The sequence below is a fragment of the Aeromonas sp. Marseille-Q5825 genome (assembly GCF_946892685.1).
GTDB lineage: Bacteria > Pseudomonadota > Gammaproteobacteria > Enterobacterales > Aeromonadaceae > Aeromonas > Aeromonas rivipollensis.
The window spans coordinates 340,335-366,712 of the sequence record NZ_CAMPOU010000003.1 but is presented as its reverse complement, the minus strand read 5'-3'; the positions used below and the strand labels follow the sequence as shown (position 1 = coordinate 366,712).

Genomic DNA, 26,378 nt, shown 5'->3' with positions numbered 1-26,378 from the left:
CGTCGTTTCGATTGCCGTCTCGTTGGATATATGGCTCATCTCGTATCCTGGGCTAAAAATCTTGGGCTGGTGCTGAACGAAGTGAAGCCAAGGTTTACCGCGAAATGTATCGTGAATTCTGGTGTGCCAATCTCTTGCATCCACGTTTATTCCGCTCTGGCTGGCGCAATAATGCTTGCCTGTCGGGCTTAGCTACGCTCTGCGCCAACCTAAAAACCACGCTACCCCCTGTGACGACAGCTTCCAGTCTGCTGCGGTCAACCGGTGATATAACGGGACATGGCCGTTCGATTACCTTGTCGCGGCACAGGCAGCGATCCCGAGGGGGCCTGGTTGCAAGCGGGGCATAGCAAGCTGTGGTGGAAGGGGGTAAAACGGCGCTTTGCGAGAAACCGATCGGTGATCAACAAATGAGTGAGAGTGCGGGCATATTTGTGCGGCAGCAGGCTGGCTATTGCCCCTTGCCGGGGGCAACAGGTACTCAATACTCGAGAAATTTCTCGCCGCAGCGCTCGCAGATAAGGTGGCGCACATGGGTGGTCTGATAGGCCAGGGTCGAGCCGAATGCCCAATTGGTGAGGGTGCTGGTGCGAAAGGCTTGCCAGAAGGCCTTGCGCGGGTCTTTGGGCATGATGTCCTGACTGTGATCGCGAGGGACCAGCACCACTATATGGCGGGTGCGCTCCCCGCACTTGTCGCAGCGGTGGATCTCGCTCTGCGCCTGCTGTTCGTTCTGTTTTTGCTGTTCACTCTGGGCTGTCATGATGCACTGGCTCCCGCTCTGGATGGCGCGCCCATCATATTCCTCTCCACTTGGCTCTCCTACCCCCATGTGGTGTTGGTCCACTGAGTGAGGTAGACCCTTTCTTTGTCGGGGCAGGGGCGACCCGTTTTCACTGGCTAAAGCCTGCCGCATCACGCTGCGCCAATGCCCGCTCCACATAGAGATAGCCGATGCCCATCACCTGTTGGGGGCGGGTGAGTTCGCCGAAGCGCAGCTGGGTCGCATTGACCGCATCGCTGCAGTCGAAGGGGTTGGCACCGGTCTGGCTGACGATGGTCTGCAACCAGGGCTCGCCGAAGTCGCAACTGCGGCCATAGAGCCAGATGCGGTTGATGTTGAGGATATTGAGGAAGTTGTAGAGGCTCAGGCCAATGGCGCGGGCGCCCTCGTCCACCAGGGCGCGGATCATGGCATCCCCCTGATGGTAGAGCGCGAGCAGCTGGGCCGTGTCGAGCTCCCCGCCCGCCGGCGCCGGGTTGTCGGCGCTGGCTTGCTGCTTGAGAAAGACCCTGGCCCGCTTCTTGATGGCAAACAGCGAGGCGACCGTCTCCAGGCAGCCGTAGCGGCCGCAGGCGCAGGCGCTGCCGTCCGGATTGATGATGGTGTGGCCTATCTGGCCGCTGCCAAAGAGGGCGCCTCTGTAGATCTGGCCGTTGATGATAAAGGCGGAGCCTATGCCGTAGTCGACGTTGATGACGCAAAAATCCCCGCCATTTTCCCGGCCCTGCCACTTCTGGGCCAGCGCCAGCATGATGCAGTCGTTGTCCACCATCACCTCGCAGCCGAGGCGCTCCTCCAGCAGGTATTTGAGCTCGACCGGCGCGTGCCAGGGGGCTTGCGGCATGGTTTGCGACACCCCGGTGGCCGGGTTGACCTGGCCGTGTACCGCCAGCGCCAGCCGGATCGCCAGCCCCTTGTGGCGGCGCTTGTGCTGGTAGTAGTGGGCCTCGATCAGGCGCAGCAGCTCCTCCGGGGTCTGCGGCGCTATCTTCTGGCCGCTGAACTCATCCAGCGGGGTGATCAGGTTGTCCACCAGTATGCTCTCCAGGCTGGTGGGGCTGATGTTGAGGCAGAGGATGGCTCCCTTGCCGCTGGCGATGCGGTAGCTGCCGCCGTTGATGCCGCGCAGGGAGAGGTTTTGCTCGCTGTGGCTGATGGCGCCATCGGCCACCAGCTCGTCGAGGATCTTGCTGACCGCCGGGATGGAGAGCTCGCAGTGGCGGGCCAGGGTGGACTTGCTCGCCTCCTTGAGCTGGTAGAGCAGCGCCAGCAGCACCTGCTTGTTGTGGTGGCGGACTTTCTGGTTGTTCAGGCCGACGATCATCAGTTCACTAAACTCCGCTTACTGTATTGCGTGATCTTTAAGCGAAAATCGCTGTAATGACCATTCTAAACTGGCCTCATCGAAACGTTTACTAATAAATGTTGAATGAGGCGAGATTGATGAGAGCTGATGTAAGAGTCTGGGTAGAAGCCGTCACCCTGCCGACCTACGAGGTCGGTGCCGAAGATCCCAACCCCATGTTTCTCGAGAAGCGGGTCTATCAGGGCTCCTCGGGGGCCGTCTATCCCTATGGGGTGATCGACACCCTCACCGGTCAGAAGCAGATGAAGTCCTATCAGGCGGTCTGGCTGGAGAATGACTTCATCAAGGTGATGCTGCTGCCGGAGCTGGGTGGCCGCATCCACCGCGCCTACGACAAGGTGATGCAGCGCGACTTTGTCTACTACAACGAGGTGATCAAGCCGGCGCTGGTGGGGCTGGTGGGGCCCTGGATCTCCGGCGGCATCGAGTTCAACTGGCCCCAGCACCACAGGCCCACCACCTTTATGCCGGTGGACTTCACCATCCAGGAGCACGAGGGCGGCGCCAAGACCGTCTGGCTCGGCGAGGTGGAGGCGATGCGCGGCTTGCAGGTGATGGCGGGCTTTACCCTCTACCCGGACAAGGCGCTGATCGAGATCACCGGCAAGGTGTTCAACGGCAACGACACCCCGCGTCACTTCCTCTGGTGGTCCAATCCGGCGGTGAAGGGGGGCGATGCCCACCAGAGCGTCTTCCCGCCCGATGTCACCGCCGTCTATGACCACGGCAAGCGCGACGTGAGCGCCTTCCCCATCGCCCGTGGCACCTACTACAAGGTGGATTACTCCGCCGGGGTCGATATCTCCCGTTACCGCAACATCCCGGTGCCCACCTCCTACATGGCGGACAAGTCCGACTACGACTTCGTCGGTGCCTACTGCCATGACGAGCGGGGCGGCCTGTTGCACGTGGCGGATCATCACGTATCCCCCGGCAAGAAGCAGTGGAGCTGGGGCAACTGCGACTTCGGTCTGGCCTGGGATCGCAACCTGACCGACGACAACGGCCCCTATATAGAGCTGATGACAGGGGTCTACACCGACAACCAGCCCGACTTCACCTGGCTGGATGCGGGGGAGGAGAAGGTGTTCGTGCAGAACTTCCTGCCCTACAACACCCTGGGCACCCTGCAAAACGCCAATACCCGCGCCGCCATCAAGCTGGAGCGCACCGATGACGGCCTGCTGTGCGGCGCCTACGCGATCGCGCCGCTGTGCCACGCCCGCTTCGAGGTGAGTGACGAGGGCGGCGTGCTGTTCACCCAGACGCTGGAGTTGCAACCGGGTCAGGCCTGGCTTGAGCCGTTCGCCATCACCAGCGAGGGACGCTTGCAGGTACGGCTGCTGGATGAGCAGGGCCAGCCGATCCTGAGTTATCTCGAGCATTTGCCCGCGGGCGAGGCCCTGCCGGATCCGGCCACGGCGCCTGAGCCTGCCGTCAATCTCGACTCGGTCGACGAGCTCTACTTCATCGGCCAGCATCTTGAGCAGTATCTGCACGCCAGCCGTTCGCCCTTTGATTACTACCTGCGGGCGCTGGAACTCGACAGTGGCGACTATCGCTGCAACCTGGCGCTGGCGACCCTGGAGTACAACCGCGCCAACTATGAGCAGGCGCTGGCCTACGTCAATCAGGCGCTGGTCCGTGCCCATCGCCTCAACAAGAACCCCCAGTGCGGCAAGGCGAGCCTGCTGCGGGCCCATATCCAGGAGCGCCAAGGCCAACTGGACGCCGCCTTCGATGATTTTTACAAGGCGACCTGGAGCGGCAATTGCCGCGACGGCGGCTTCCTCGGGCTGGCCCGCATCGCCATGGTGCGCCGTGACCCATCGCAGGCGCTGCCCTTTGTCGAGAAGAGTCTCGCGGTCAACGGTACCCACTATGGTGCCATCGCCCTCAAGGGGCTGGCGCTGCTGGAGTGCGGTCAGCGGGAGGCGGCCCTTGCCTATATAGACGAGCAGCGAGTCCGTTATCCGCTCCACTATCAGCTGGCCTTACTGCGCTGGCTGGCGAGTGAACAGCCGACCGATCTCGAGGCGCTGCGCACCCTGTGCAACGGGCGCGGGGTGAACCTCTGTTTCCTCGCAAGTGACCTGCTGGCGCTGGGTCGCCCCGAGCTGGCGCAGCAACTGCTCTCGCTGCTGCCGGTGGAAGAGACCCTGCCGCTGCTGTTCCAGGCCAGTCTGTTGCCGGAAGGTGAGGCGCAGTATGCCCTGCTGCAACGGGCCGAGCAGGCCTTTGGCCACAAGGTGCGCTTCCCCAATACCCTGGGGGAGGTGGCCATGCTGGCACAGCTGCCCCACAGCTGGTTTGCCAGCTATCTGCTGGGCTGCTTCCACTACAGCAAGCGCAACTACCCGCAAGCCATCGCCCTGTGGCAAGGGGTGTGCGAGCAGGCGCCCGGGTTTGCCCCTGCCTGGCGCAACCTTGGCATCTATCACTTCAACAAGAGCGGCGATCTGGCGGCGGCCGAGCAGTGCCTGAGTCGCGCCTTCGCCTTGAAGCCGGATGATGCCCGCCTCTTGTTTGAACTGGATCAGCTGCACAAGCGCGGCGCCATGGCCCCCGCCGAGCGGCTGGCGCTGCTGGAGGCACACAGTGAGGTGGCCCTCAAGCGCGACGATCTGACTGCCGAACTGCTCAGCCTTTATCACATCACCGGCCAGCTGGATGCGGCGGCCGAGATCTTGCGGCTGCGCGAATTCCATCCCTGGGAGGGGGGCGAGGGCAAGGTGACAGGTCAGTACCTCATCAACCAGCAGCGCCGGGCGCTGGCACTGATGGCGCAAGGAGGTCACGAGCAGGCCATACCGCTGCTGCAACAGGCGCTGCACTACCCCCTCAATCTGGGGGAGGGGCGGCTGGTGGGGCAGACCGACAACGACATCCACTACCTGTTGGCGCTCTGCCATCTGGCCTGTGACAACCAGAGTCTGGCGGCCCAGTGCCTGCAACAGGCCTGTCTCGGTCAGGGGTCGCTGGGGGCCAGCCGCTACTACAACGATCAGCCGGTGGATTACCTCTTCTATCAGGGCATGGCGCTGGCGCGCCTCGGCCGCGCTGCTGAGGCGGAGCGTCTGTTTGAAGGCATGGTCGGTTGGGCCGAGCAGGCCATGGGCGAGCGGGTCGAGGCGGACTTCTTCGCCGTCTCCCTGCCCGATCTCATCGTGCTCGATGACGACCCCCAGCACAAACACCGCCAGCACTGCCTGCTGGTCAGGGCGCTCGGCCTCTTGGGGCTGGGTCAGCACTATGGCTGTGAACAGAGCTTGCGAGAGCTGCTCACCCTGAACCCGGCCCACGACAAGGGGCACCTCTTTGCCCTGATCTGCCGTGATCTTTCACTCAACTCATAACACTCATAACACTCATAACAAAAACCGGCGCTTCGCCACGGTGCGAAGCGCCCCAGTACCCTACAATCGACAAGATAGAGAGAGTGCGTCATGAAAAGTTCGCGAAATCAATTGGATACGGGTGGGCTCAATATGGGCTACATCTGGATGATCTGCCTGGTGGCCGCCTGCGGTGGCCTGCTGTTCGGCTACGACTGGGTGGTGATAGGCGGGGCCAAGCCCTTCTATGAGGCCTACTTCGCCATCACGGATCCGGCCCAGTCCGGCTGGGCCATGAGCTCGGCGCTGGTGGGTTGCGTGCTGGGGGCTGCCATCTCCGGCTGGACCGCCGATCGCTTCGGTCGCAAGAAGCCGCTGATCCTGGCCGCCATCCTCTTCACCATCTCGGCCTGGGGCACGGCCGCAGCCGGCAACTTCGATCTGTTCGTGGTCTATCGCATCATAGGCGGGATCGGGATAGGTCTGGCCTCTGCGCTCTCCCCCATGTACATCGCCGAGATAAGCCCGGCCGACAAGCGGGGCAAGTTCGTGGCAATCAACCAGCTCACCATAGTCCTGGGGGTGCTGGCGGCCCAGCTGGTGAACCTGATGATCGCCGATCCGGTGGCGAGCAACGCCACCCAGGCCGACATTCTGGCGACCTGGAATGGCCAGTCCGGCTGGCGCTGGATGTTCGGTGCCGAACTGGTGCCCGCCCTGGCGTTTCTGGTGCTGATGTTCTTCGTGCCGGAGTCGCCGCGCTGGTTGGCCAAAGATGGTCAGTATGAGAAGGCCTCCCGCATGCTCGGCAAGATTGGCGGCGATGCCTATGCCAAGCAGACCCTGGCCGAGATCCGCCAGACCCTGGTGGGTGAGACCCACAAGGTGTCGCTGTCGGATCTGGGCAAGCCCTCGGTGCGCCCCATCCTCATCATCGGCATTGTGCTGGCGGTCTTCCAGCAGTGGTGCGGCATCAACGTCATCTTCAACTACGCGCAGGAGATCTTCGCCTCCGCCGGCTTTGACATCAACAGCACCCTCAAATCCATCGTCGCCACCGGCCTCATCAACCTGCTGTTTACCCTGATCGCGCTGCCCATGGTGGACAAGATCGGCCGTCGCAAGCTGATGCTGATTGGCTCGGCCGGTCTCACCATCATCTACGGCATGATGGCGGCGGCCTATGCCAGCGGCGTGCTGGGACTGCCGGTGCTGCTGCTGGTGATGACGGCCATCGCCATCTATGCCCTGACCCTGGCGCCGGTCACCTGGGTGCTGCTCTCGGAAATCTTCCCCAATCGGGTGCGGGGTCTGGCGATGTCGGCGGGTACCCTGGCGCTCTGGATTGCCTGCTTCGTGCTGACCTACACCTTCCCGCTGCTCAACGCCGGGCTCGGCGCCGCTGGCAGCTTCCTGCTCTACGGCCTCATCTGTTTCGCCGGCCTCATCTTCATCTACCGCAAGGTGCCCGAGACCAAGGGGGTCACCCTGGAAGCGCTGGAAGCCCAGCTGGCCCAGGGCAAGGTGGAGCTGACCCCGGCCAAGGTGAGCACGGCGGTATGACTGTATACACATTGGGTAACCCGCATCTTCGGATGCGGGTCTCTGCATTGGGGGCCTGCCTGCTGGGGCTGGAGGATGACCAAGGGCGCCCGCTGCTGCGAAGCACAGACCCGGCGCAGCCCTGGCATCCCGGGCAGAGCGCCCTGTTTCCCATGTTGCCCCTGGCCAATCGGGTGGCCGGCAACCGGTTCGAACTGTGGGGAGAGGACTATTCGTTGCCCGAAAGCGAGCGCGATCCCGACTTCTTTTTGCACGGGGATGGCTGGCTACTGCCATGGCAGCCGGTGGCGTTGACCGACAGCTCGATGACCTTGCAGCTCACCAGCCAGAATGGCCCTTTTCACTATCTGGCGGAGATCGACTATCGGCTGCAGGGGCCAAGCCTGGTGGCGCGCCTCGGCTTGACCCATCTGGGGGAGGTGCCCTGCCTCTACGGCGCGGGTTTCCATCCCTTCTTCTGGCGTGACGAGCAGACCCGCATTCGCTTTCTTGCGAGCGGCGTCTGGCAGGAGGGGCCGGATCATCTGCCGACTAGCTGGAGCAGCGAATTGCTGTCAAACCTCGATTTTCGCCAGTGGCAGCGGCCACAAGGGTGGCTCAACCACTGTTATGGCGGCTGGCGCGGTCAGGCGGAGATTGACCAACCTGCCCGCCAGCAGCGCCTGCTGGTTTCAAGCGATTGCGCCTTCCTGATGCTCTATCAGCCTGATGAGGGGAGCGGCTTCGTCTGCCTGGAGCCCCAGAGTCACGCCGCCAATGCCCACCATATGGCCGGTCATCCCGGTCTGCGGCTGCTGGCGCGCGGCGATCGCATGAGCCTTGGCATGACCCTCAGCCTGCGCCCGGCGCCATGACTCCTGGTTGGCAATGACAGGGGCCCGAAAGGGCCTCACTCCTTGGTGCCCGGCGGGGTTCGGCGACGGATAAAGGGCGGCTGGTCAGGGACTTGGGGGCGGGTTGCCGGGTTTCATCGCGGTTTTCTTAACCCAGGCTGTCTGCGCCGTGGCTTTCGGTGGACGGTAAAATACCCCCTTGCTCTACTCCCCGTCAGGTTCAAACAGCCGCAGCGACAGGCGGCCCCGGCGCAGGCTAAGCGCACCGGGCAAGGGAATGGTTTAGGGAGAAATGGGCATGGCAGTGGGCAAGTGGTTGATAGCAGGATTGGCAGCGCTGGCGCTGCTGGGGTGTGGCAGTGATGACGAGGAGGGCGCAACGGGGGAGGGGCCCTCCCTTGCCTCGTTGCGGATTAGTCCGGAAGAGATCAGGGTGCCCGTCGGCGTCGAGCAGCAGTTCCAGGTACAGGCGACCTGGGATGATGGCGCCGTGCAGGACGTGACCGGGCATCCCGACCTTGTCTGGAGCAGCAGCGACACCGCCGTGGTCAGGGTGGATGAGCAGGGCCTCGCCACGGGGGGCGGCCCAGGCACGGCCACCCTGACCAGCACGGGCACAGTCAATGGTGAGTCTCATAGCGCCACCGCCAGGGTGGAGGTGATCGATGCCTATGTGACAGAGCTGCAACTGACCCCGGCCACGGCCAGGGTGCCGGTGGGATTGAACCAGCCCTTCGTGGCCATCGCCACCTTCTCCGACGGCCAGTCGCGAGACGTGACCAAGGCCGCAGGTCTGCAGTGGCGCAGCAGTGACGAGGGCAGCGCCCTGGTCAGCAACGAGGCCGGCAACAAGGGCCTCGCCACCGGGGTGGCGGTCGGGGAGCCGAACATTGAGGCCAGCGGCACCCTCAACGGCGTCTCCTTCCAGGCGTCGGCCCCGCTGACGGTGACGGATGCGGTGATCACCGGGCTGGACATCCATGCCCCCGAGGATCCGCTGCCCATGGGGTTGAGTGCGCAGTTGCACGCCTTCGCCACCCTGTCCGATGACAGTGATCCCATAGAGGTGACCGAGCATGACGCCTTGACCTGGCACAGCAGCGATCCGGTGGTGGCGAGCATCAGCGAGACAGGGCTGGTCACCGGGCTGACTCCGGGGAGTGCCACCATAGGGGTGAGCGGCATGATCAACGGTGTCTCCCTCGAGGCGACCGAGCCGCTCAGGGTGAGCTCGGCCGCCGTCATCGGGCTTGAGGTGCAGTCCATGGGGAGCGCCATTGCGGCTGGTCTGCAAACACAATATGTCGCCACGGCCTATCTCACCGATGGCACCTCGTTCGATGTCACCGACAACGCCCTCATTCAGTGGCAAAGCAATCAACCCGGGATAGCGAGCGTCAGCAACCAGGCGGGGAGCAAGGGGTTGGTGACGGGCCAGACGGTGGGAACTGCCACCATAATGGCGAGCGGCACCCTCGACGGCACCGCCTTCACCGCCTCGGCCCCGGTGACCGTCTCATCCGCCGTGGTGACCAACCTGGAGGTAACGCCGGCGGCTGCCTCTGTCATGGTGGGAGACAAGGTGCAATATCAGGCCATGGCCAGCCTCTCCGATGGCAGCAACCAGGAGGTGACGGACGACGACGCCATCCTCTGGTCCTCCGATGCGCCCGCCATCGCGCTCATCAGCAATGCCTCTGGCAGCCGGGGGGAGGCAAGCGGCCTGAGCGAGGGGGTGGCACTCATCAGCGCCAGCCTGGGGGGCGTCACCAGCACGGCGGCCCGGCTGAGCGTGATGCCGACGGCCCCCGAGGCCCCCATCATCATCGAGCCACGGCAAAACCAGTTGGCCTCGTTGCAACTGAGCCCGGAAGCCTTTGCATTCTGGAATACGACCTCCATCAACTCCCTCGAGGGGCAGAGTGCCCTGAAGGATCTGACCGGACAGGTCTACAACCAGTTCAGCGATGCCTTCGACTTCATCACTGTGGTGATGAACAACGACGATGTCCCCCCGGACATGCCCACAGGTGAATATGCCCACGTCAGAAACGATGTGGCGGGCATAGGCCTGGGTATGTTTGATGAGACGGCGGCGTTTCACTCGGATGGCAAGCTGCAGGGGGTTTTCTTCCTCTACAAGAAGAAGTACCTGTCGACCTCGACCTATGGCCCCATACTGCATGAGATGGCCCATCGCTGGGCGAACTGGGTGGTGCCACCCGTTACCGGGCACTGGGCTCCCTGGCTCGGTATCGTCGGCCAGCTGAACAACGTGAGTGCCAACTACGCCGACATCGAGCTCTACCTGATGGGATTGATGGACGCCTCCGAGATGACGGATCCCGCCAGCCTCGATACCTATGCCCTGATCCCGGCCGACCAGAAGCCCAGGGTGCCGAGCGCGGCCACCTCGCAGAGGGCGTTTCGTACTCTGTTGCTGATCCTGTCTGATCGGCCGCTCACCGCCACCGAGATCCAGAACTACAACAACGGGGCCACCCTGCTGACCCGGACAGACAACCCGTCCCAGCAAGGCACCAACTTCCACAAGATGACCCGAGGCAGAGGCACCCTGACGGTGAACGGGCTGGATACCCTGGTCAAGCCGACCCCTTAATCCGGCTATGTGACAGGTGAGCGCGCCGCGTCCGACCGGCAAGCCAGCCGATAGCGACCGCCACCATGACGTTCTCCGGCGCCCCCTCTGGCGCCGGATTTTTATGGGGTTGGCAAGGGGACTGGGGGGGAGGCGAGCTTGCGCCCTCATCTTCTGCCACTGCAAAAAGGGGCCTGGCGGCCCCTTATGTTCAGCACGGCAAACCGGCGTTGTCAGGCGACCTTGCTGCTGCCAGCCAGGGTGCGGGCCAGCAATCCATCTGGATTGTGGATAGCATCCTTCGTTTTGACATCGATTATTTCGATATTTGCGAAGCGCTCCCGGTGCTTGATGGCAACGTCATGGGCCAGGATGACGCAGCGGGCGTTGGCCACGTCTTGGGGGGTGATGCGGTTGATGATGCCGTTGGCGCCCTGTGTCTCCACTTTGAGCTTGATGCCGGCCTTGGCGGCCGCCTTTTGCAGGCTCTTGGCGGCGAGGAAGGTGTGGGCCACGCCGGACGGGCAGGCGGTGATGGCGAGCACGTCCGCTTCCCCTTCAGCTTCGATGATCTGATAGCCGCTGTCGGCGGTTGTCACTGTCTCATCCTCGGTTACCGGCTTTTTCAGCAGGTTGACGATAAGGGCCGTGGTCAGGGCGCCGAGCACTGTGCCCAGGATGTAGCCCATCTTGCCTTCCACCACAGGCAGCACTATCCAGCCGCCCCAGGGGGCGTGGTTGATGCTGTGCATCATGAAGCCGGTGATGTTGCCGACTATGCCGCCCGCGACGATTGCCGGAATGACGCGCACCGGGTCGGCGGCGGCAAAGGGAATGGCCCCCTCGCTGATGCCTATCATGCCCATGATGGCGGCAGCCTTGCCCGCTTCACGCTCTTCTTTCTTGTAGCGACGGGGGGAGAGCAGGGTGGCCAGCGCCATGCCAAGGGGCGGCACGCAGATGGCGATACCGACGCCCCCCATCAGCCAGGGTTGGGTGTTGACCTGGGTCTGGGCAAACAGGGTGGCCACCTTGTTGACCGGGCCGCCCATGTCAAAGGCGGTCATGCCACCGAGGATGGCCCCCAGCATCACCTTGCCGGAGCCTGCCATGCTGGAGAGCCAGTGGTTCATCCCCTCCATCATGGCGGCGATGGGCGCACCTATGACCCACATCACTATGCCGCACACCAGGAAGGTGCCGATCAGCGGATAGATGAAGATGGAGCCGAGCGAACTCATGGAGTCCGGTAGCTTGATGCGTTTGAGCTGATTGACGATGAGGCCGGCGATAAAGCCCACCAGGATGGCGCCGAGAAAACCTGTGTGGAACTGCTGCACCGCAATCCAGGAGCCGATCATGCCGGGCGCCAGGCCCGGTTTGTCCGCCATTGAGTAGGCGATGTAGCCGCCGAGCACGGCGGTAAAGAGGGTGAGCCCGGCGATGCCCATGTCGGCCATGTCCTTGAGCACACCCGCCTCGGGCACTGCGCCCTTGCCGCTCATCATCACCGAGAGCGACAGCAAGACGCCCCCCGCGACGATGAAGGGGATCATGTGGGAGGTGCCAAACAGCAGGTGCTGCTTGAGGGTGTTGAGCTGGCCCTTGATGCTGCGATCCTGGGGTTCGGGTGCGCTGGGTTGCGGCGCCCTGATCTGGGCTGGCTTGCTGCCGGCCGCACTGGCGGGAGCCTGGGCCGCCAGCAGCTTGAGCACCTCGGCCTTGCTGGTGGCTGCTTGCACCTGCGGGATAAAGCCCGGCTCCAGCAGCTTGGTGGAGAGCTCGGCCAGCACCTCGATATGATGGTTGGCGCCCCCTGCCGGGGAGGCAATCATGAAGAAGAGTCTGGAGGGCTGCCCATCTTCAGCGCCGTAGTCTATTCCCTGGCGACTGATGCCGATGACGATGGCGGGCTGCAGCACGGCCTCGCTCTTGGCGTGGGGCAGGGCGACCCCCTGCTCAAACCCTGTGTTGTCGAGGTTTTCCCGCGCCCAGAGGTCGCGCACGAACTGATCCTGATTGGCTATCTTGCCGCAGGCCTTGAGCCGGGCTGCCAGCTCGACAAAGAGCCCCTGTTTGTCGTTGGCCGCTATGTCGAGGCAGATCAATCCTTCGTCTATCAATGAGGTGAGCATAGGTGTCTCCTGGCTCCTTCTTGGAGCCGTTGCGATGGGTAACAATTGACCCGCCTATTGTTTCGCTCTTGCCCCAGAGTCGAAATCGGAGATATGTGCCCTTTACTGGATTTTTGTGTCAGCACCCCCGTCCTGTGACCCCGCTCGCATTTTTATGTCGTTTTTACAGTTTGGCTGTCTGGTTTTTAATTCATTTAAAAACAATTAGTTAAATGTGTTTTTGATGCGGTTGTCAGAAGTGGGCGACGATATACCTATCCCACACCAGGAGTGCGGGTTGGAGATTTGTGTGCTGTGGCCGCACCCTGAAATGTGAGCGGCCCGGCAAAAGTGCAGCCCGGGAGCGGCTTCGCATGGGCAAGGCGGGCCCAAGCGGAGGTCGTGAAAAAAATGTGCATAACCAGAAGCCCCGGGCAAGGGCGGCGACAAGGCCGAGGTGGATAATTTCAATGTATTGATAATCAAAGAAAATATTGAGTTTAACCAGATCGCTTCAGGTGGCTTTTATATGGTTTCATAAGGGGCCTGAAACTGTTTTTTAGATTGGTTTTTGCATAATAAATCGTTTATTTAGTTGGACAATCGGGGAAGACTTGGTGTCCAATCGGGTAGAGCAGGTTGGCCAACAGTGCCGTCAGCCAGTGTGTAACCCGAGATGTAAGGAGACATCCTGATGGAAAAACTTGACCAAGAAATCGACACCATGCGCCAGGAATTTGAGTCACAGGGGCAAAAACAGGCCCATGACAAATGGCAAGCCAGGGTCGATGAACTGCAGCGGGAACGCTCGGAAGTTCCCCAGCCGGAAGCGGCAGAACACTAGCCCCCGACGGCCATGATGGCCATCGGTTGAGCAGATAATGAAAAACCACCGCCCTGACTCAGGGCGGTGGTTTTTTTCAAGGTGAAAGGGTGCCCTGATTTACAGGCGGTAGACATTCTGGGCTATGTCGAAGTGCGCCGCACTCTCCCCCGTGCCGCCGTTGAGCACAGTGTGGAAGAAGGCCGCCACCTTCTTGTTGGTGATGGCATCCCCCTCGAAGTAGGCGTGGGAGTCCCCCACCTGGGGCTGATCGGTGAAGTCGACGTAGGTGGCCGTCTTGGAGTCCAGCTGCTTGGTGTAGTGGCCGAGCCGCGCCTTCTGCTGCTCCCCCATCTTCATCCGTGACGCCAGGAGGGCGCTGTCTCGCTCATTGATGGTGATGTAGAGGCGGTTGCGACACTGGATCCGGTCGACCCACTCGGCGTGGTGCTCGTTGTTGGTGTCCGCGGCCACCATGACGACATTGTCGAACAGCAGGTGATTGGCGTTGTAGGTGCTGCTGCCGAGCAGGTGCTTGAACAGGTAGTTGCCCATGCTGTGGAGCATCAGGTTGATGGTGAAGGGGCAGCGCTTGTTCACCTCCTTCGAGAAGTAGCGATCCCAGGCCTCGCCGTTGCCGGCAAACTTCTTCTGGGCCTTGCCCTCCAGCTCGGTCACATACTGGGCATTGAACTCCTCGAGCAGCAACCTCATCTTCTCCAGCACCCGATCCAGAGCCCCGGCAGAGGCCAGCGCATCGCGCTTGTCACTCTTGTAGCTCAATACCCCCTGGGCGCCCCCGCCATTGGCGGGCCAGCTGAAGCAGAGCACCTCGACCCCATACTGGGCCTCGAGGCCGGCTGCCCGCTCCAGCACATCCTTCAGATCGTTGTTGAAGCCATGGACGAACAGCAGCAGGTGCTTGCCGGTCTTGAGCTTCTGTTTGCCCGTCCCTGTGCCGGCGCAGCGCTCCAGCAGCTTGCGGGCCACATAGGCGCTGGCCGGGTAGCTGGCGGCGGGATCCAGCCCCACGCTCTCGGCCATCTCGGGGGTGATCTGGTCGGGCAGCAAGTCCAGCTGCCATTTGTCTCCCTGGCGGCTGGCCTCCGCCAGTCGCAACTCATTCGGGCCTGCCTCCGGCCTGTCGCCGAAGACGCCAAGGGGGCTCTTGCTCCCCTCGTTCACCACACGGTTGGTCACTATAAACACTGTGCTCTCCTTCTCTCGTGCCCTCGTCAAGTGGTCAGTGACTCGTTTGAAATCCTGACCGATGGAGAAGAGCCTAGTCGGGATCCGGCCACTCTTCCTTGGGGCAGAAACGACAAGGGCCATCCGAAGATGGCCCTTGTGGATTCAGGGGGGCATGGCGCTCCCTAGCAGCGGTTGCCGGCGCGGGCGACCCGCCCCTCGGTCAGCAGCCGGTAGCTGCCGGTGGCGGCGGGGACGAAGGCAGATTGCCCCTTCTCCAGGCGCAGTGACTGCTCACCCTGCTGGAGGGTCACTGTGCCATCGATGGCAAACAGTATCTCGGCGCTGGCGGTGGTGAGTGCGTGCTCACCGGCCGGGTAGACGCTGAAGGTGAAGTCAGGTACCGGCACCTCGAAGTGCTGCACAGCCCCTTCAAGGTGGGGGGCCAGCAGGATCTGATCGTCCGGCTTGGGCAGGCAGCGGGTGCAGTCCAGCAGCTCTGCCACATCTATGTATTTGGGGGTGAGCCCGGCGCGCAGCACGTTGTCGGAGTTCGCCATGATCTCAAGGCCGGTGCCGCGCACATAGGCGTGGGGGGTGCAGGCGTCCAGATACATGGCCTGACCCGGCTTGAGGGTCACCACGTTCAGCAAGAGCGGCGAGAAGAGACCGACATCCCCCGGGTACTGCGCGGCCAGGCTGGTGATCAGCGCCAAGGTCTCGTCATCCTGACGGGCGGCGGCATAGGCCAGCAGACCCGCAAGGGCCTCTTCCTTGCGCGCACCGTCCAGGATCAGCATCTGGTGGAAGAAGTGCTGCAAGCCAGCCTCATCCTGTGACTGGCGCAGCGCCGCAGTCAGCTCGGCCAGCGCCGGCAGCGCCATGGCATCGAACAGCGCCAGTATGGCCGGGATGGCGCGAAAACCGTTCATCGCCTGATAGGGGGTGAGGGCAAACACCAGCTCCGGCTTGTGGTTGGGATCCTTGTAGTTGCGATTGGCTGCCTTGGGCGAGATGCCGGCGGCCTCTTCCTTGGCAAAGCCAGCTTCGGCCTGGGCCTTGCTCGGGTGCACCTGGATGGAGAGGGCCTTCTCGGCACACAGCACCTTGAACAGGAAGGGCAGGCTGCCGAAGCGGGCGACGGTGGCGTCCCCCAGCACGGCGGCGGGGGCGCGCTCTATCAGGGTCGAGAGTTTCTGCACATCTCCCGCCAGGGTCACCTCTGAGCAGCCGTTGGGGTGGGCCCCCATCCAGAGTTCCGCCTGGGGTTTGCCAGCCGGATTGGGGATGCCAAACAGTGTGGTGAGGGCGTCATGGCTGCCCCAGTCATAACCTTGAATCGGATTTTGCATCAACAGAAAGGAGGGCAGATCTCGACTGCTCATAAGGGACGCCTCATTTGTCGTGAAGAAAGTGGTTTGAAGAAAAGGGTGGAATTGACGGTCCGGCCCGGACTATAACATGGGCGGCCTTTGCCGCCGCAATCGCTTGCCTCTCTCTTGATCGGGATCATCATGTCACTCATCTTCAGCCAGCTGCTCGACGGAGCCCTCCACGACCAGGTTCCCTTCGAACAGATCTGGTTTGCCCAGGATCAGGGGGTGCCACCCGGCTTCAGCTACCAGGTCAACTTTCCCCGCCTCGAGCTGGTATTCAGCGGCGAATACCTCAACCAGATCTGGGACAGGGAGTCGGGTTGCCAGGAGGTCAGCGTGCTGCCGGGGCAGGCGCTCTACATACCCCCCAACGGCTGGAACAAGCCGCTCTGGACCATGGACTGCTCTGTGCTGAGCCTGCTGTTTGGCAAGCGCCAGCTCGGTTTCAGCCTGGTGAGCAAGCGCCGGGAAGACCCGGATTTCTTCGATGTGCAAAAGCACAGCATCATGGCCCGGGCCGGCCATGTGAATGAACACATACTGGCGGCCCTCAACGTGCTGGTGGAAGACCCGGGCCGCTCCCCCACCGACAACCACCTGTTGCAGGCGCTGCTCACCAGCGCCCGTCAATTGCTGGCGGAGTCCACCTTCGAGCGGCCGAGAGGGGCTGACCTGTTTCACGGCATCTGCATCTATATCCAGGAGAACTTTCACCGCCCCATCACCCGTGACTCCATCGCCCACCGCTTCAACGTCTCGGCCAGCCACCTCTCCCACCTGTTTCGCGAGCAGGGGCACATGCGCCTGGCGGACTACATCAGCTGGGTTCGCATCGATCGGGCCAAGTTCATGCTGAAAAAATATCGCTTCCGGCTGGAAGAGGTGGCCAGCCGCTGTGGTTACAGCGATGTGAACTATTTCTGCCGGGTGTTCAAGCAAAAGACAGGGCTGACCCCCTCCCAGTACCGCGCCCTGAGCCAGCCTCAGGGGCAGAGCGAGAGCCTGACGCCATGACGGCGGCGCTCGCCATGGCCGAACTGCACGGTCTTGCGCCTCTTGGGGAGCGGACAGAAGCGGCGCATTGTGATCCAGTCCCCGACTATGGTCGGACATGCACGCCCGCCATTTGATTATGCAAATGGATGGGCTAAGATGGCCGCGCGCAACGATCAGATTGATAACAAACGGAAGTTAGGAGATGCCGATGGAAAGCAAAGTAGTTATCCCGACCCAGGGTCAGAAAATCACAGTCGATGCCAGCGGCAAGCTGCACGTTCCCCACAACCCCATCATTCCGTTTATCGAAGGGGATGGCATAGGTGTGGACGTGACCCCGGCCATGCTGAACGTGGTGAACGCTGCGGTCGAGAAAGCCTACAAGGGCGAGCGCAAAATCGCCTGGATGGAGATTTATACCGGCGAGAAATCGACTCATATCTATGGTGAAGGTGCCTGGCTGCCGGCCGAAACCCTGGATTTCATTCGTGAATACTGCGTGGCCATCAAGGGCCCGCTGACCACCCCGGTCGGTGGCGGTATTCGCTCCCTCAACGTGGCCCTGCGCCAGGAGCTGGACCTCTATGTCTGCCTGCGCCCGGTCCGTTACTACGAAGGGACCCCGAGCCCGGTCAAGCACCCCGAGCTGACCGACATGGTGATCTTCCGCGAGAACGCCGAAGACATCTACGCCGGCATCGAGTGGAAGGCGGACAGCGATGAAGCCAAGAAGGTGATCGCTTTCCTGCAAAACGAGATGGGCGTGAAGAAGATCCGCTTCCCCGAGTCCTGCGGCATCGGCATCAAGCCCATGTCCAAGGCCGGTACCGAGCGTCTGGTCCGTGCCGCCATCGAGTACGCCATCGACAACGATCGCGACTCCGTGACCCTGGTGCACAAGGGCAACATCATGAAGTTCACCGAAGGTGCCTTCAAGGATTGGGGCTATGCCCTGGCCCAGAAAGAGTACGATGCCCAGCTGATTGACGGCGGCCCCTGGTGCTCCTTCAAGAACCCGAAGACCGGCAAGACCATCATCGTCAAGGACGTCATCGCCGATGCCTTCCTGCAACAGATACTGCTGCGTCCGGCCGAGTATGACGTCATCGCCTGTATGAACTTGAACGGTGACTACATATCCGACGCCCTGGCCGCTCAGGTCGGTGGTATCGGCATAGCCCCGGGCGCCAACATCGGCGACGGCGTGGCGCTGTTCGAGGCGACCCACGGCACCGCGCCCAAGTACGCAGGTCAGGACAAGGTAAACCCGGGTTCCCTCATCCTCTCCGCCGAGATGATGCTGCGCCACCTGGGCTGGACCGAAGCGGCCGACCTCATCGTCAAGGGCATGGAAGCTGCCATCGCCAACAAGACAGTCACCTATGACTTCGAGCGATTGATGGAAGGCGCCACCCTGCGCTCCTGTTCCCAGTTCGCCCAGGACATGGTCGACCAGATGTGATCGGAAATCCGAAAAAGCAAAACCGGCGCCATGAGCGCCGGTTTTTTTATGGGTGACAGGCCAGAAAGCCTGAAGGTGCCGCCCTCAGGTGGTCTTTTCCACGTGCTGCTGGTAGAGCTGCTGCCATTTGCTGCTTTCGGCCTCATCCCCCTGCGCCTGCCAGAACTCGCAGATGGAGTTGGCGAGTTCGGAAGCCATGGCGTGATCGCCATCGCGACGGCTCATCAGATATTGTCCAAGCCAGCTTTGATACTGTTTCATAGCCCGATCTCCTTATCTAAGGTGCCCCTGGTGTCGTTCGCCGGCACAGGCCGCCAGCATTGACTCAACCGGGTCACTTGTGGTGCTGCGCCCAAGCTCGTTGTGCCCACCGGACTGGGTGGTGATCTTGCAGGATCAAGGCGACAACGGGGCGCAGATGTCAAAAAACGGCCTCTATCGTATCACAAAATAACCAACTTGGGGGGATTGACGGCAAGGGGAGGGGCACGGGGGGTAGCCAAGCTTGGGCAAAGAGCATGCCATCTTGCTGATCCCAGAAGAGAAAAACCCGCCGGGGTGGCGGGTTTTTCGGTTGAAAAAAAGCTCAGAGCTGGGCGGTGGCGAGGTATTTTGCCATCTCCTCGGCGGGTACCATGCCGCCGCCGGTGGCCCACACCAGGTGGGTGGCCTGCGCCATGCGCCCAGCATCCAGAGCGCGCGATGCCTGCCAGTCGCCATCGGCGCTGACCCGCCAGGGGCCCGGCATGCCGGCCAGGGCCGAAGGCTCGAGGCGGATCTGCTCGTCCCGGGCCAGCAGCCCCAGCAGGTCATACATCTCCTGATCGCTCAGGGTGTAGAAGCCATCGAGCAGCCGCTCCATGGCGCGGCCGACGAAGCCGGAGGCACGTCCCACCGCCAGGCCATCGGCGGCGGTGAGGTTGTCTATGCCCAGATCCTGCACCGCAATAGCGTCGTGCAATCCGGTGTGGACCCCGAGCAACATGCAGGGAGAGTGGGTGGGTTCAGCGAAGAAGCAGTGGACGTTGTCCCCGAACGCGAGCTTGAGGCCAAATGCCACGCCCCCCGGGCCACCGCCAACGCCGCAGGGCAGGTAGACGAAGAGCGGGTGCTCGGCATCCACCTTGATGCCCATCTCATCGAACTGCTTTTTCACCCGCTCACCGGCTACCGAGTAGCCGAGGAACAGGGTGCGGGAGTTCTCGTCGTCGATGAAGAAGCAGTTGGGATCGCGCTCGGCCTCCTTGCGCCCCTGCTCCACAGCTACCCCGTAATCTTCGGCATATTCCACGACGATCACCCCGTGTTCGCGCAACTTGCGCTTCTTCCACTCCCGCGCATCGGCGGACATGTGGACTGTGACGGTGAAGCCGAGCTTGGCACTCATGATGCCGATGGACATGCCGAGGTTGCCGGTCGACCCCACCGCAATGCTGTACTGGCCGAAGAACTGGCGTAACTCGTCCGTGAACAGCTTGCGATAATCGTCCTCTTCACAGAGCAATCCGGCCTTGATGGCCAGCCGTTCGGCGTGGGTCAGCACCTCGTAGATGCCGCCACGGGCCTTGATGGAGCCGGAGATGGGCAGGTGGCTGTCTTTTTTAAGCAACAACTTGCCGGTCAGCTCGACGCCGTAGCGCGCATTGAGCGTTGCCTGCATCGCCGGGATGGCCGCTATCTCGGACTCCAGAATGCCCTTGCTGGCGCGGGTCTCGGGGAAGGCGTCACACATATAGGGGGCGAAGCGGGCCAGGCGAGCCGACGCATCCGCCACATCGTTGCCATCGAGCCCCACATAGGGCAGACCGACCGCCAGCGTAGTGGCATTGGGGTTGAACCAGGTCACCGGCTCGAGCGCTATCAGGGATTGCACCAGCGGGAATTGGGTAATGAGCTGTTGGACGTCGATGTTTTTCATGGGATGTCTCTGTCTTTTACACGATATAGGAGAGCAGGAAGGTACCGGCCAGCGCCATCAGGGAGGCGACAAAGGTGGCACTGGTGTAGTACTTGAGCGTTTCATTCAGGGTGGCGCCGCAATACTGTTTGACCAGCCAGAACAGGGAGTCGGTCACCATGGTGCAGCCAATGGCGCCTGAGCCGATGGCCAGGGTCATGATCTCGGGGCTGATGTTCGGGTAGTGCACCATGATGGGGGAGACGATGGCGGTGGCCCCCATCATGGCGACGGTGGCCGAGCCCACGGCGGCGTGCAGCACTATGGCCACCAGCCAGGCGAGCAGTATGGGGTGCATGTCCAGCTGGGAGAGTATGGTCGCCAGGCTGTCCCCCAGGCCGCTGGCCTTGAGCACGCCGTTGAAGGCGCCGCCCGCCCCTATGATGAGCAAGATGTTGGCGATGGAGGAGAAGCACTCTTCGGTCTTGTCCAGCAGCCCTTCCATCTTCATGCGTTGACGGATCCCCAGCACGTAGTAGGCGGTGAAGGCGGCGATGAACATGGCGGTGATGGGGTTGCCGATAAACTCCAGCACTGTGTAGAGGTGGCTTGCGTGATCCATGTTGAGCTCGGCCACCGTCTTGGCCAGCATCAGCAGTATGGGCAGCAGCACGGTGAACAGCGAAGCGCTCAAGGTCGGGAGGCTTGCCTCATCCCGGGCCTGGATGTCGGCAAAGGCGGCGGGCACCTCCTTGAACGGCACCCGTTTGCCCAGCAGTTTCAGGAACAGGGGGCCGCCCACCAGGGAGGCAAAGAGCCCGACCGCGAGGCCATAGACGATGACGGAGCCGATGTCGGCACCCAGCTGATTGGTGACATAGAGCGCAGCGGGGTGGGGTGGCACTATGCAGTGCACGGCCATCAGGGCGGTGCAGAGCGGAATGGCCAGGGTCAGCAGCGAGGTCTTGGTCTTGCGGGCGATGGAGAAGGCCAGCGGAATGAGCAGCACCACACCGACTTCGACAAACAGGGTGATGCCGCACACCAGACCGACCAGCACCATGATGACCTGGGGCGAGAGCCAGCGGCACTTTTGCAGGGCGAGACCTATGCGCTCCGCCGCCCCCGACACCTCCATCATCTTGCCGAGTATGGTGCCAAGACCGATGACGGCGGCGAGAAAGCCCAGGGTGCCGCCTATGCCCTCTTCCATGGCATTGACCATCTTGACCGGGTTCATCCCCATCATGGTGCCGACATAGAAGCTCGCCAGCAGCAGGGCGAGGAAAGGATGCACCTTGCCCTTCACTATGGTGAAGACAATCAGAATGATGCTAGTCAGCAAGGTACCGACGACCCACACTTCAGAATTCATACTGCGCCTCGACAAGGATGGTAAGAGATGAATGATGGGCCTATTGAACGGCAAGGGCGCCGGGCTGACAAATGATGAAAATGGCCTCTTGGATGAGCTGGGTTGATGCAAAGGTGCCACATTCATCACATTTAGCGGTATTTATGTGACTTGGGTTCGTTTGCGTCATCCTAAATAGGGTCGTCCGGGATATCATGGCGGCGATGTTGAGCCTGTGATGGGGAAGGCGGATGTATACCGAAGACAACTATGTATCGAGAAACAAGCTGCTGAGCGGCTATCAGCTCTCCAAGCTGCACACCTTCGAGGCGGCGGCCCGCCACAGCTCCTTTGCCCTGGCGGCGGATGAGCTGGCGCTCAGCCCGAGCGCGGTGAGCCACCGGATAGGTGCGCTGGAAGAGGAGCTCGGTTTCAAGCTGTTCCAGCGCTTTCACCGCAAGGTGATGCTGACGACTGAGGGGCAAAGGGTCTTCTGGGCACTCAAGTCGTCACTCGAGTTCATCAATCAGGAGATCCTGGAGATCAAGAATCAGGAGCTCTCCGGTTCCCTGACAGTCTATTCCCGCCCCTCCATCGCCCAGTGCTGGCTGGTGCCGCGGCTCGCGGATTTTTCCCGCCTGCACCCCCAGATCGATCTCAACATCATGACCGGCAACGAGAATGTCAACCTGCACGGCTATGGCATCGACCTGACTCTCTATTTTGACGACAAGGTGCCGGAGCGGCTCGCCATCCACCCGCTGATGGATGAATACATGGTGCCGGTGTGCAGCCCCGAATATGCCGAGCGGCACCAGTTGCTCGATAACCCGGATAACTTGAACCACTGCCGCCTGCTGCACGACAGGCAGGCCTGGGGATATGACTCCGACACCGATGAGTGGTGCAGCTGGGCTCGCCAGGCCGGGATCTCCCTAGAAGCCTGTCAGTCGAGCATGGGCTTCGATCGCTCCGACTTGGCCATCATAGCTGCCATCAATCATGCCGGCGTGGCCATGGGCCGCAAGAACCTGGTGCGCCAGCGGCTGGAGCGAAACGAGCTGGTGGAGCCCTTCCCTGGCAAGGCGGTCCGCTGCAATCAACGCTACTACATGGCCACGCTCCCCCATCGCCAGTGCCCCAAGATCCAGGCATTCATCGAATGGATAAGCGCCCAGGCAAAGGAAATTGATTGAATCAGGGAGAGGGATACAGAGTGCTGCCCGGTCTCGCTCTCATTTCATTCGACCTTAGAATGAGGCGGCCAATATTTGTACATTCTGTGCTGGCGGCTGTGGGCTGCGCTATGGCTTGTTATATATGAATGCAGGTGCTTGGATGACACCCCTTTTATCTCTGTGACAAATACCTGGGCAAGTGGGGCCGATTAACCCATGTTGAAGAAATAATGTCTGTTGAGCGGTGATCCGATAAGATCCCTGATGTGAATTAACCACAGTGAATAATGACCATGAGATTGTCAGGAATAGCGTTGGCACTATAAAATCATTATGTTGTTATCGAGTGGACATGCTATTCTCAAAATGAGTTATCCCTGTGACATACAAAAATAATTCTGTGAGGAAGTAATGAACGAGTTTCTGAAGGTTCTGCTGAACATTCGCAGCTTGCGCGCTGCCATTCGTGAACTGCCGTTTGAGCAACTGCAAGAAGCGAAAGAAAAGTTTGATCTGGTATATAACGAGCGTGCCGAGTCCGTAGAGCAAGAGCGGGCCGAGCAGGAAGAGCGTCAGCGCAAGCTGAGCGAGTTTACCGAGATGCTGCAACAGGCTGGCATAGATCCGCGCGAGCTGATCGGCAGCGTGGCCACTCCGGCCGCTGCTGGCGCGACCAAGAGCAAGCGTGCTCCGCGTCCTGCCAAATACAAGTATCAGGAAGATGGCCAGGAGAAGACCTGGACCGGCCAGGGCCGCATGCCCAAAGCCATTGCCGAGCAAGTTGCGCTGGGCAAGGATCTGAACGACTTCCTGATCTGATTGCCAGGATAGCGTCGTCAATAATGCCGCCCAAGGGGTGGCATTATTATTTTCAGGAGCCTGTCTATCTATTGCCCATCCAGGAAGCCACCTAATTTGGGTCGCCCGTCCACAATAGCCATGACCATCATGGGCCAATAAAAACTATCCATTGGCGGTAAGCCAATCGCTGTCGCACCCCCCTGTGACAGAATGAGGACTCATACAGCCCATTTGTTATCTCTGATGACACAAGATGACAAATAATGGCCCATCGCTGTGGGATGAAATAGATGGATTTGCGGGCATGCCTCCCGCTTTGCCTGGTCGCGCATTTTTCTATCAATGGGGAAGTTCTTGTCCCGCTCGCACTATTTTTCTTTCCCCATGACTGCCCTATTTGACACCCCTGTTCAGACAATATGTGAATGTCATTTCTCGGGTTGGAGATTGAATAGGGGCCTGGCGACCCCGCTGCGAATAAATAGGAAATAGGTCAGCTGACCGGCTGGCCGAGATCATTGCGAAGGGGAATGGAGCGACTGTGTGCAAATTGACGGCGCGCCATGACCCCATCGGCCAGCATGGCCAGCAGGGTCTCACTCTCTTCCCAGCCGAGGCAGGCATCGGTGACCGACAAGCCATATTGCAGCTCGCTCAGTGGCGCCGGTTTCTGGCTGCCCCCTTGCAGAAAGCTCTCGACCATGACGGCGGCAACAGCAGTGCTCCCGCCTCGCAACTGGCGGCAGAGCTCCCCGGCGACCAGGAGCTGGTTCTGGTGCAGCTTCTGGCTGTTGCCGTGGCTGCAATCCACCATCAGCCGAGGGTTGAGCCCCTGGCGCGCCAGGCGTTCGGCCGCGTCCATCACGTCGCTCTGGTGATAGTTCGGCAGGGTGCCGCCGCGCAAAATGATGTGGCCGCCCGGATTGCCTTCGCTCTTGATCACCACCATGCCCCCCTGGCTGCCAGGCGCGGTGAACAGATGGGAGGCCTCGCTGGCCAAAATGGCATCGATGGCCACCCGGATGTTGCCATCTGTGCCGTTCTTGAAGCCGACCGGGCAGGGCAGGGCCGAAGCCAGCTGCCTGTGTACCTGGGATTCGGTGGTGCGGGCGCCGATCGCCCCCCAGCTGATGAGATCCGCCAGATAGAGGAAGCTGGTGGTATCGAGGAACTCGGTGGCGGTGGCCAGCCCCAGCCGGTTGATGTCGAGCAGCAGCTGACGGGCCAGGTGGAGCCCGTGACCGATGTCGTTGCTGCCATCGAGATGAGGGTCGAATACCAGCCCCTTCCAGCCGACAGTGGTGCGCGGTTTTTCGAAATAGGTGCGCATCACTATCCGCAGGCTCTCCTGATACTCGGTGGCGAGCCGTGCCAGCCTTTTCGCATAGTCGAGGGCGGCGACGGGATCATGGATGGAGCAGGGGCCTATCACCACCAGCAGGCGATCGTCCGCCCCGCTCAGGATCTGGCGCACCTGGTGGCGGTGCTGGTCAATATGCTGCGCCATATCGGCCAAGCAGGGGTGCTGTGCCAACAGGTCGGCAGGGGTGGGGAGCGCCTCCACCGCGAAGGCGCGCATTACCGAATTCAAAACAGCCATCTGGGATTACCTTGCTGTGGAAATGGGGTCGACGATGGGCCCGTAACGCTCGGGTGTCTGGTTCAGGGGATCTGCGCCTAGGACATATCATCTTTGTTGAGAGTGATTATCATTATCTTGCTGCCAGTCTCAAATGCAAGCACTACCGAGAGGATCACCAGAGATGGGGGGGCGGGCCGTAAGAGCGGAGGGGAGAATGGCAACCAGGCCCGCCCCCGAGCGGGAGAAGGCCTGATAAGTACAAGGAATACAGATGGTTATCAGCTATCCATAACGATGTGGCGATCCTGATGGTAGGCGTCTTCATCCTTGCCGCTGCGCCAGTAAGGCACGGCATAGACCCGCTGGCGATCGGTGTCCAGGGTTCGCCTGACATGACGACGCAGGGGCACCACCAGACCCTCTTCCCCCCCGAACCAGAAATAACTTCCCTCGGCAGCCATAGGCTGGGCGGTGAAGTACTCCACCAGGGGGCCGGTCTGGTCCGGCGTGCCGACAAACCAGCGTAGGCTGACCCCTTCGGGCAGCGGCAGATCCTGCACATCTTGCTGATGGGGCACCAGCAGGGCGATATGGCCCCGGGCCTCTGCCGGCATCACCTCGGCCATGGCGCTGATGGCGGGCAATGAGGTGAGATCGCCGGCCATGTAGTAGTGATCGGCCAGCTGCAACATGGGGTCCGGGCCGCCCGGGCCCGAGATGGCGAGCCTGTCCCCCGCCTTGGCGTGGAGGGCGAAGCGGCTGGCGGGGCCAACATCACCGTGCAGGGCGAAGTCGATGTCGATCTCCAGGGCCTCGCGGCGGAAGGCGCGGATGGTGAAGGTGCGGATGATGGGCTTCTGGCTCGGATCCTCCCAACGGGGACCCTTGGGGGTCGGGGTTGGCAGCACTATCTCGCTCTGGCCCGGCCGGGGCAGCATGATCTTGATATGGGCGCCGCCACAGCTGAAGGGGTAATCCGCCAATTCGGGGCTGGTCAGGCAGACTCGGCGCAGATGAGGGCTCACATCATGGACATGCTTGACGGTGAGCAGGCGAGGGCGATTGACCGGGGCGGACTGTGACATTTGAGTACTCCTGACAGACGAGAGCGCTCATTTTTCATTAAA

19 protein-coding genes are annotated in these 26,378 nt (G+C 61.5%); 9 read left to right on the top strand and 10 right to left on the bottom strand.

What is annotated here, in order from left to right; genetic code table 11:
• Nucleotides 1–481: 481 nt before the first annotated feature.
• The gene (locus OC537_RS09930; RefSeq protein ID WP_262110934.1) at nt 482–763 is read right to left on the bottom strand and encodes a hypothetical protein; all 282 of its coding nucleotides are present in this window, start codon (nt 761–763) and stop codon (nt 482–484) included.
• A 130-nt stretch (nt 764–893) separates the two neighbouring features.
• Entirely contained in the window at nt 894–2,108 is a 1,215-nt protein-coding gene (locus tag OC537_RS09925) for an ROK family transcriptional regulator (protein ID WP_262110933.1), read from the bottom strand.
• 119 nt (nt 2,109–2,227) lie between these two features.
• On the opposite strand from OC537_RS09925, the gene OC537_RS09920 reads away from it, so the two are divergent.
• From OC537_RS09920 to OC537_RS09905, 4 genes are all read left to right on the top strand, one after another.
• Nucleotides 2,228–5,506 carry a DUF5107 domain-containing protein gene (locus OC537_RS09920; protein WP_262110932.1) on the top strand — a complete coding sequence of 1,093 codons (3,279 nt, stop codon included), beginning with the start codon at nt 2,228–2,230 and terminating at the stop codon, nt 5,504–5,506.
• 90 nt (nt 5,507–5,596) lie between these two features.
• Complete coding sequence (locus OC537_RS09915; RefSeq protein ID WP_262110931.1) at nt 5,597–7,048, top strand: sugar porter family MFS transporter; 1,452 nt, start codon at nt 5,597–5,599, stop codon at nt 7,046–7,048.
• Nucleotides 7,045–7,902 carry an aldose 1-epimerase gene (locus tag OC537_RS09910; protein WP_262110930.1) on the top strand — a complete coding sequence of 286 codons (858 nt, stop codon included), beginning with the start codon at nt 7,045–7,047 and terminating at the stop codon, nt 7,900–7,902. The genes OC537_RS09915 and OC537_RS09910 overlap by 4 nt, the downstream gene beginning before the upstream one ends.
• Before the next feature lie 277 nt (nt 7,903–8,179).
• Complete coding sequence (locus OC537_RS09905) at nt 8,180–10,501, top strand: Ig-like domain-containing protein (RefSeq protein WP_262110929.1); 2,322 nt, start codon at nt 8,180–8,182, stop codon at nt 10,499–10,501.
• 212 nt (nt 10,502–10,713) lie between these two features.
• Here the strand turns inward: OC537_RS09905 and OC537_RS09900 are convergent, their stop codons facing one another.
• Complete coding sequence (locus OC537_RS09900; protein ID WP_262110928.1) at nt 10,714–12,615, bottom strand: PTS fructose transporter subunit EIIC; 1,902 nt, start codon at nt 12,613–12,615, stop codon at nt 10,714–10,716.
• Nucleotides 12,616–13,288: 673 nt separating this feature from the next.
• Here OC537_RS09900 and OC537_RS09895 point away from each other — a divergent pair.
• The gene (locus OC537_RS09895; protein ID WP_106886253.1) at nt 13,289–13,438 is read left to right on the top strand and encodes a hypothetical protein; all 150 of its coding nucleotides are present in this window, start codon (nt 13,289–13,291) and stop codon (nt 13,436–13,438) included.
• Between the two features lie 99 nt (nt 13,439–13,537).
• Here OC537_RS09895 and OC537_RS09890 read toward each other — a convergent pair whose 3' ends face one another.
• Both OC537_RS09890 and manA read right to left on the bottom strand, forming a co-directional pair.
• Nucleotides 13,538–14,626, bottom strand: coding sequence for an alpha/beta hydrolase (locus OC537_RS09890; RefSeq protein WP_262110927.1), 1,089 nt, complete (start codon nt 14,624–14,626; stop codon nt 13,538–13,540).
• 164 nt (nt 14,627–14,790) lie between these two features.
• A complete protein-coding gene (gene manA, locus OC537_RS09885; protein WP_262110926.1) occupies nt 14,791–15,990 on the bottom strand; it encodes a mannose-6-phosphate isomerase, class I in 1,200 nt (399 codons plus the stop codon).
• 129 nt (nt 15,991–16,119) lie between these two features.
• Here manA and OC537_RS09880 point away from each other — a divergent pair, with 129 nt between their 5' ends.
• Together OC537_RS09880 and icd are read left to right on the top strand one after the other, a co-directional pair.
• Nucleotides 16,120–16,995, top strand: a complete 876-nt coding sequence (locus OC537_RS09880) for a helix-turn-helix transcriptional regulator (RefSeq protein ID WP_262110925.1) — start codon at nt 16,120–16,122, stop codon at nt 16,993–16,995.
• A gap of 190 nt (nt 16,996–17,185) precedes the next feature.
• Nucleotides 17,186–18,439 carry an NADP-dependent isocitrate dehydrogenase gene (gene icd, locus OC537_RS09875; protein ID WP_139745922.1) on the top strand — a complete coding sequence of 418 codons (1,254 nt, stop codon included), beginning with the start codon at nt 17,186–17,188 and terminating at the stop codon, nt 18,437–18,439.
• A gap of 84 nt (nt 18,440–18,523) precedes the next feature.
• Here icd and OC537_RS09870 read toward each other — a convergent pair whose 3' ends face one another.
• The 3 genes from OC537_RS09870 to dsdX form a co-directional block, all read right to left on the bottom strand.
• Complete coding sequence (locus OC537_RS09870; RefSeq protein WP_106886258.1) at nt 18,524–18,700, bottom strand: hypothetical protein; 177 nt, start codon at nt 18,698–18,700, stop codon at nt 18,524–18,526.
• 325 nt (nt 18,701–19,025) lie between these two features.
• The gene (locus tag OC537_RS09865) at nt 19,026–20,357 is read right to left on the bottom strand and encodes a D-serine ammonia-lyase (protein ID WP_262110924.1); all 1,332 of its coding nucleotides are present in this window, start codon (nt 20,355–20,357) and stop codon (nt 19,026–19,028) included.
• Between the two features lie 16 nt (nt 20,358–20,373).
• Entirely contained in the window at nt 20,374–21,711 is a 1,338-nt protein-coding gene (gene dsdX / locus OC537_RS09860; protein ID WP_111910220.1) for a D-serine transporter DsdX, read from the bottom strand.
• A gap of 230 nt (nt 21,712–21,941) precedes the next feature.
• Between dsdX and dsdC the strand changes: the two genes are divergently transcribed.
• Nucleotides 21,942–22,886 (top strand): DNA-binding transcriptional regulator DsdC, encoded by a 945-nt coding sequence (dsdC, locus tag OC537_RS09855; protein ID WP_262110923.1) that lies wholly within the window; start codon nt 21,942–21,944, stop codon nt 22,884–22,886.
• 393 nt (nt 22,887–23,279) lie between these two features.
• Entirely contained in the window at nt 23,280–23,687 is a 408-nt protein-coding gene (locus OC537_RS09850) for an H-NS family nucleoid-associated regulatory protein (protein WP_025327689.1), read from the top strand.
• Between the two features lie 475 nt (nt 23,688–24,162).
• Here the strand turns inward: OC537_RS09850 and OC537_RS09845 are convergent, their stop codons facing one another.
• Nucleotides 24,163–25,269, bottom strand: coding sequence for a 3-deoxy-7-phosphoheptulonate synthase (locus OC537_RS09845; protein WP_262110922.1), 1,107 nt, complete (start codon nt 25,267–25,269; stop codon nt 24,163–24,165).
• A gap of 260 nt (nt 25,270–25,529) precedes the next feature.
• Nucleotides 25,530–26,336, bottom strand: coding sequence for a siderophore-interacting protein (locus tag OC537_RS09840; RefSeq protein ID WP_262110921.1), 807 nt, complete (start codon nt 26,334–26,336; stop codon nt 25,530–25,532).
• Between the last annotated feature and the right edge of the window lie 42 nt (nt 26,337–26,378).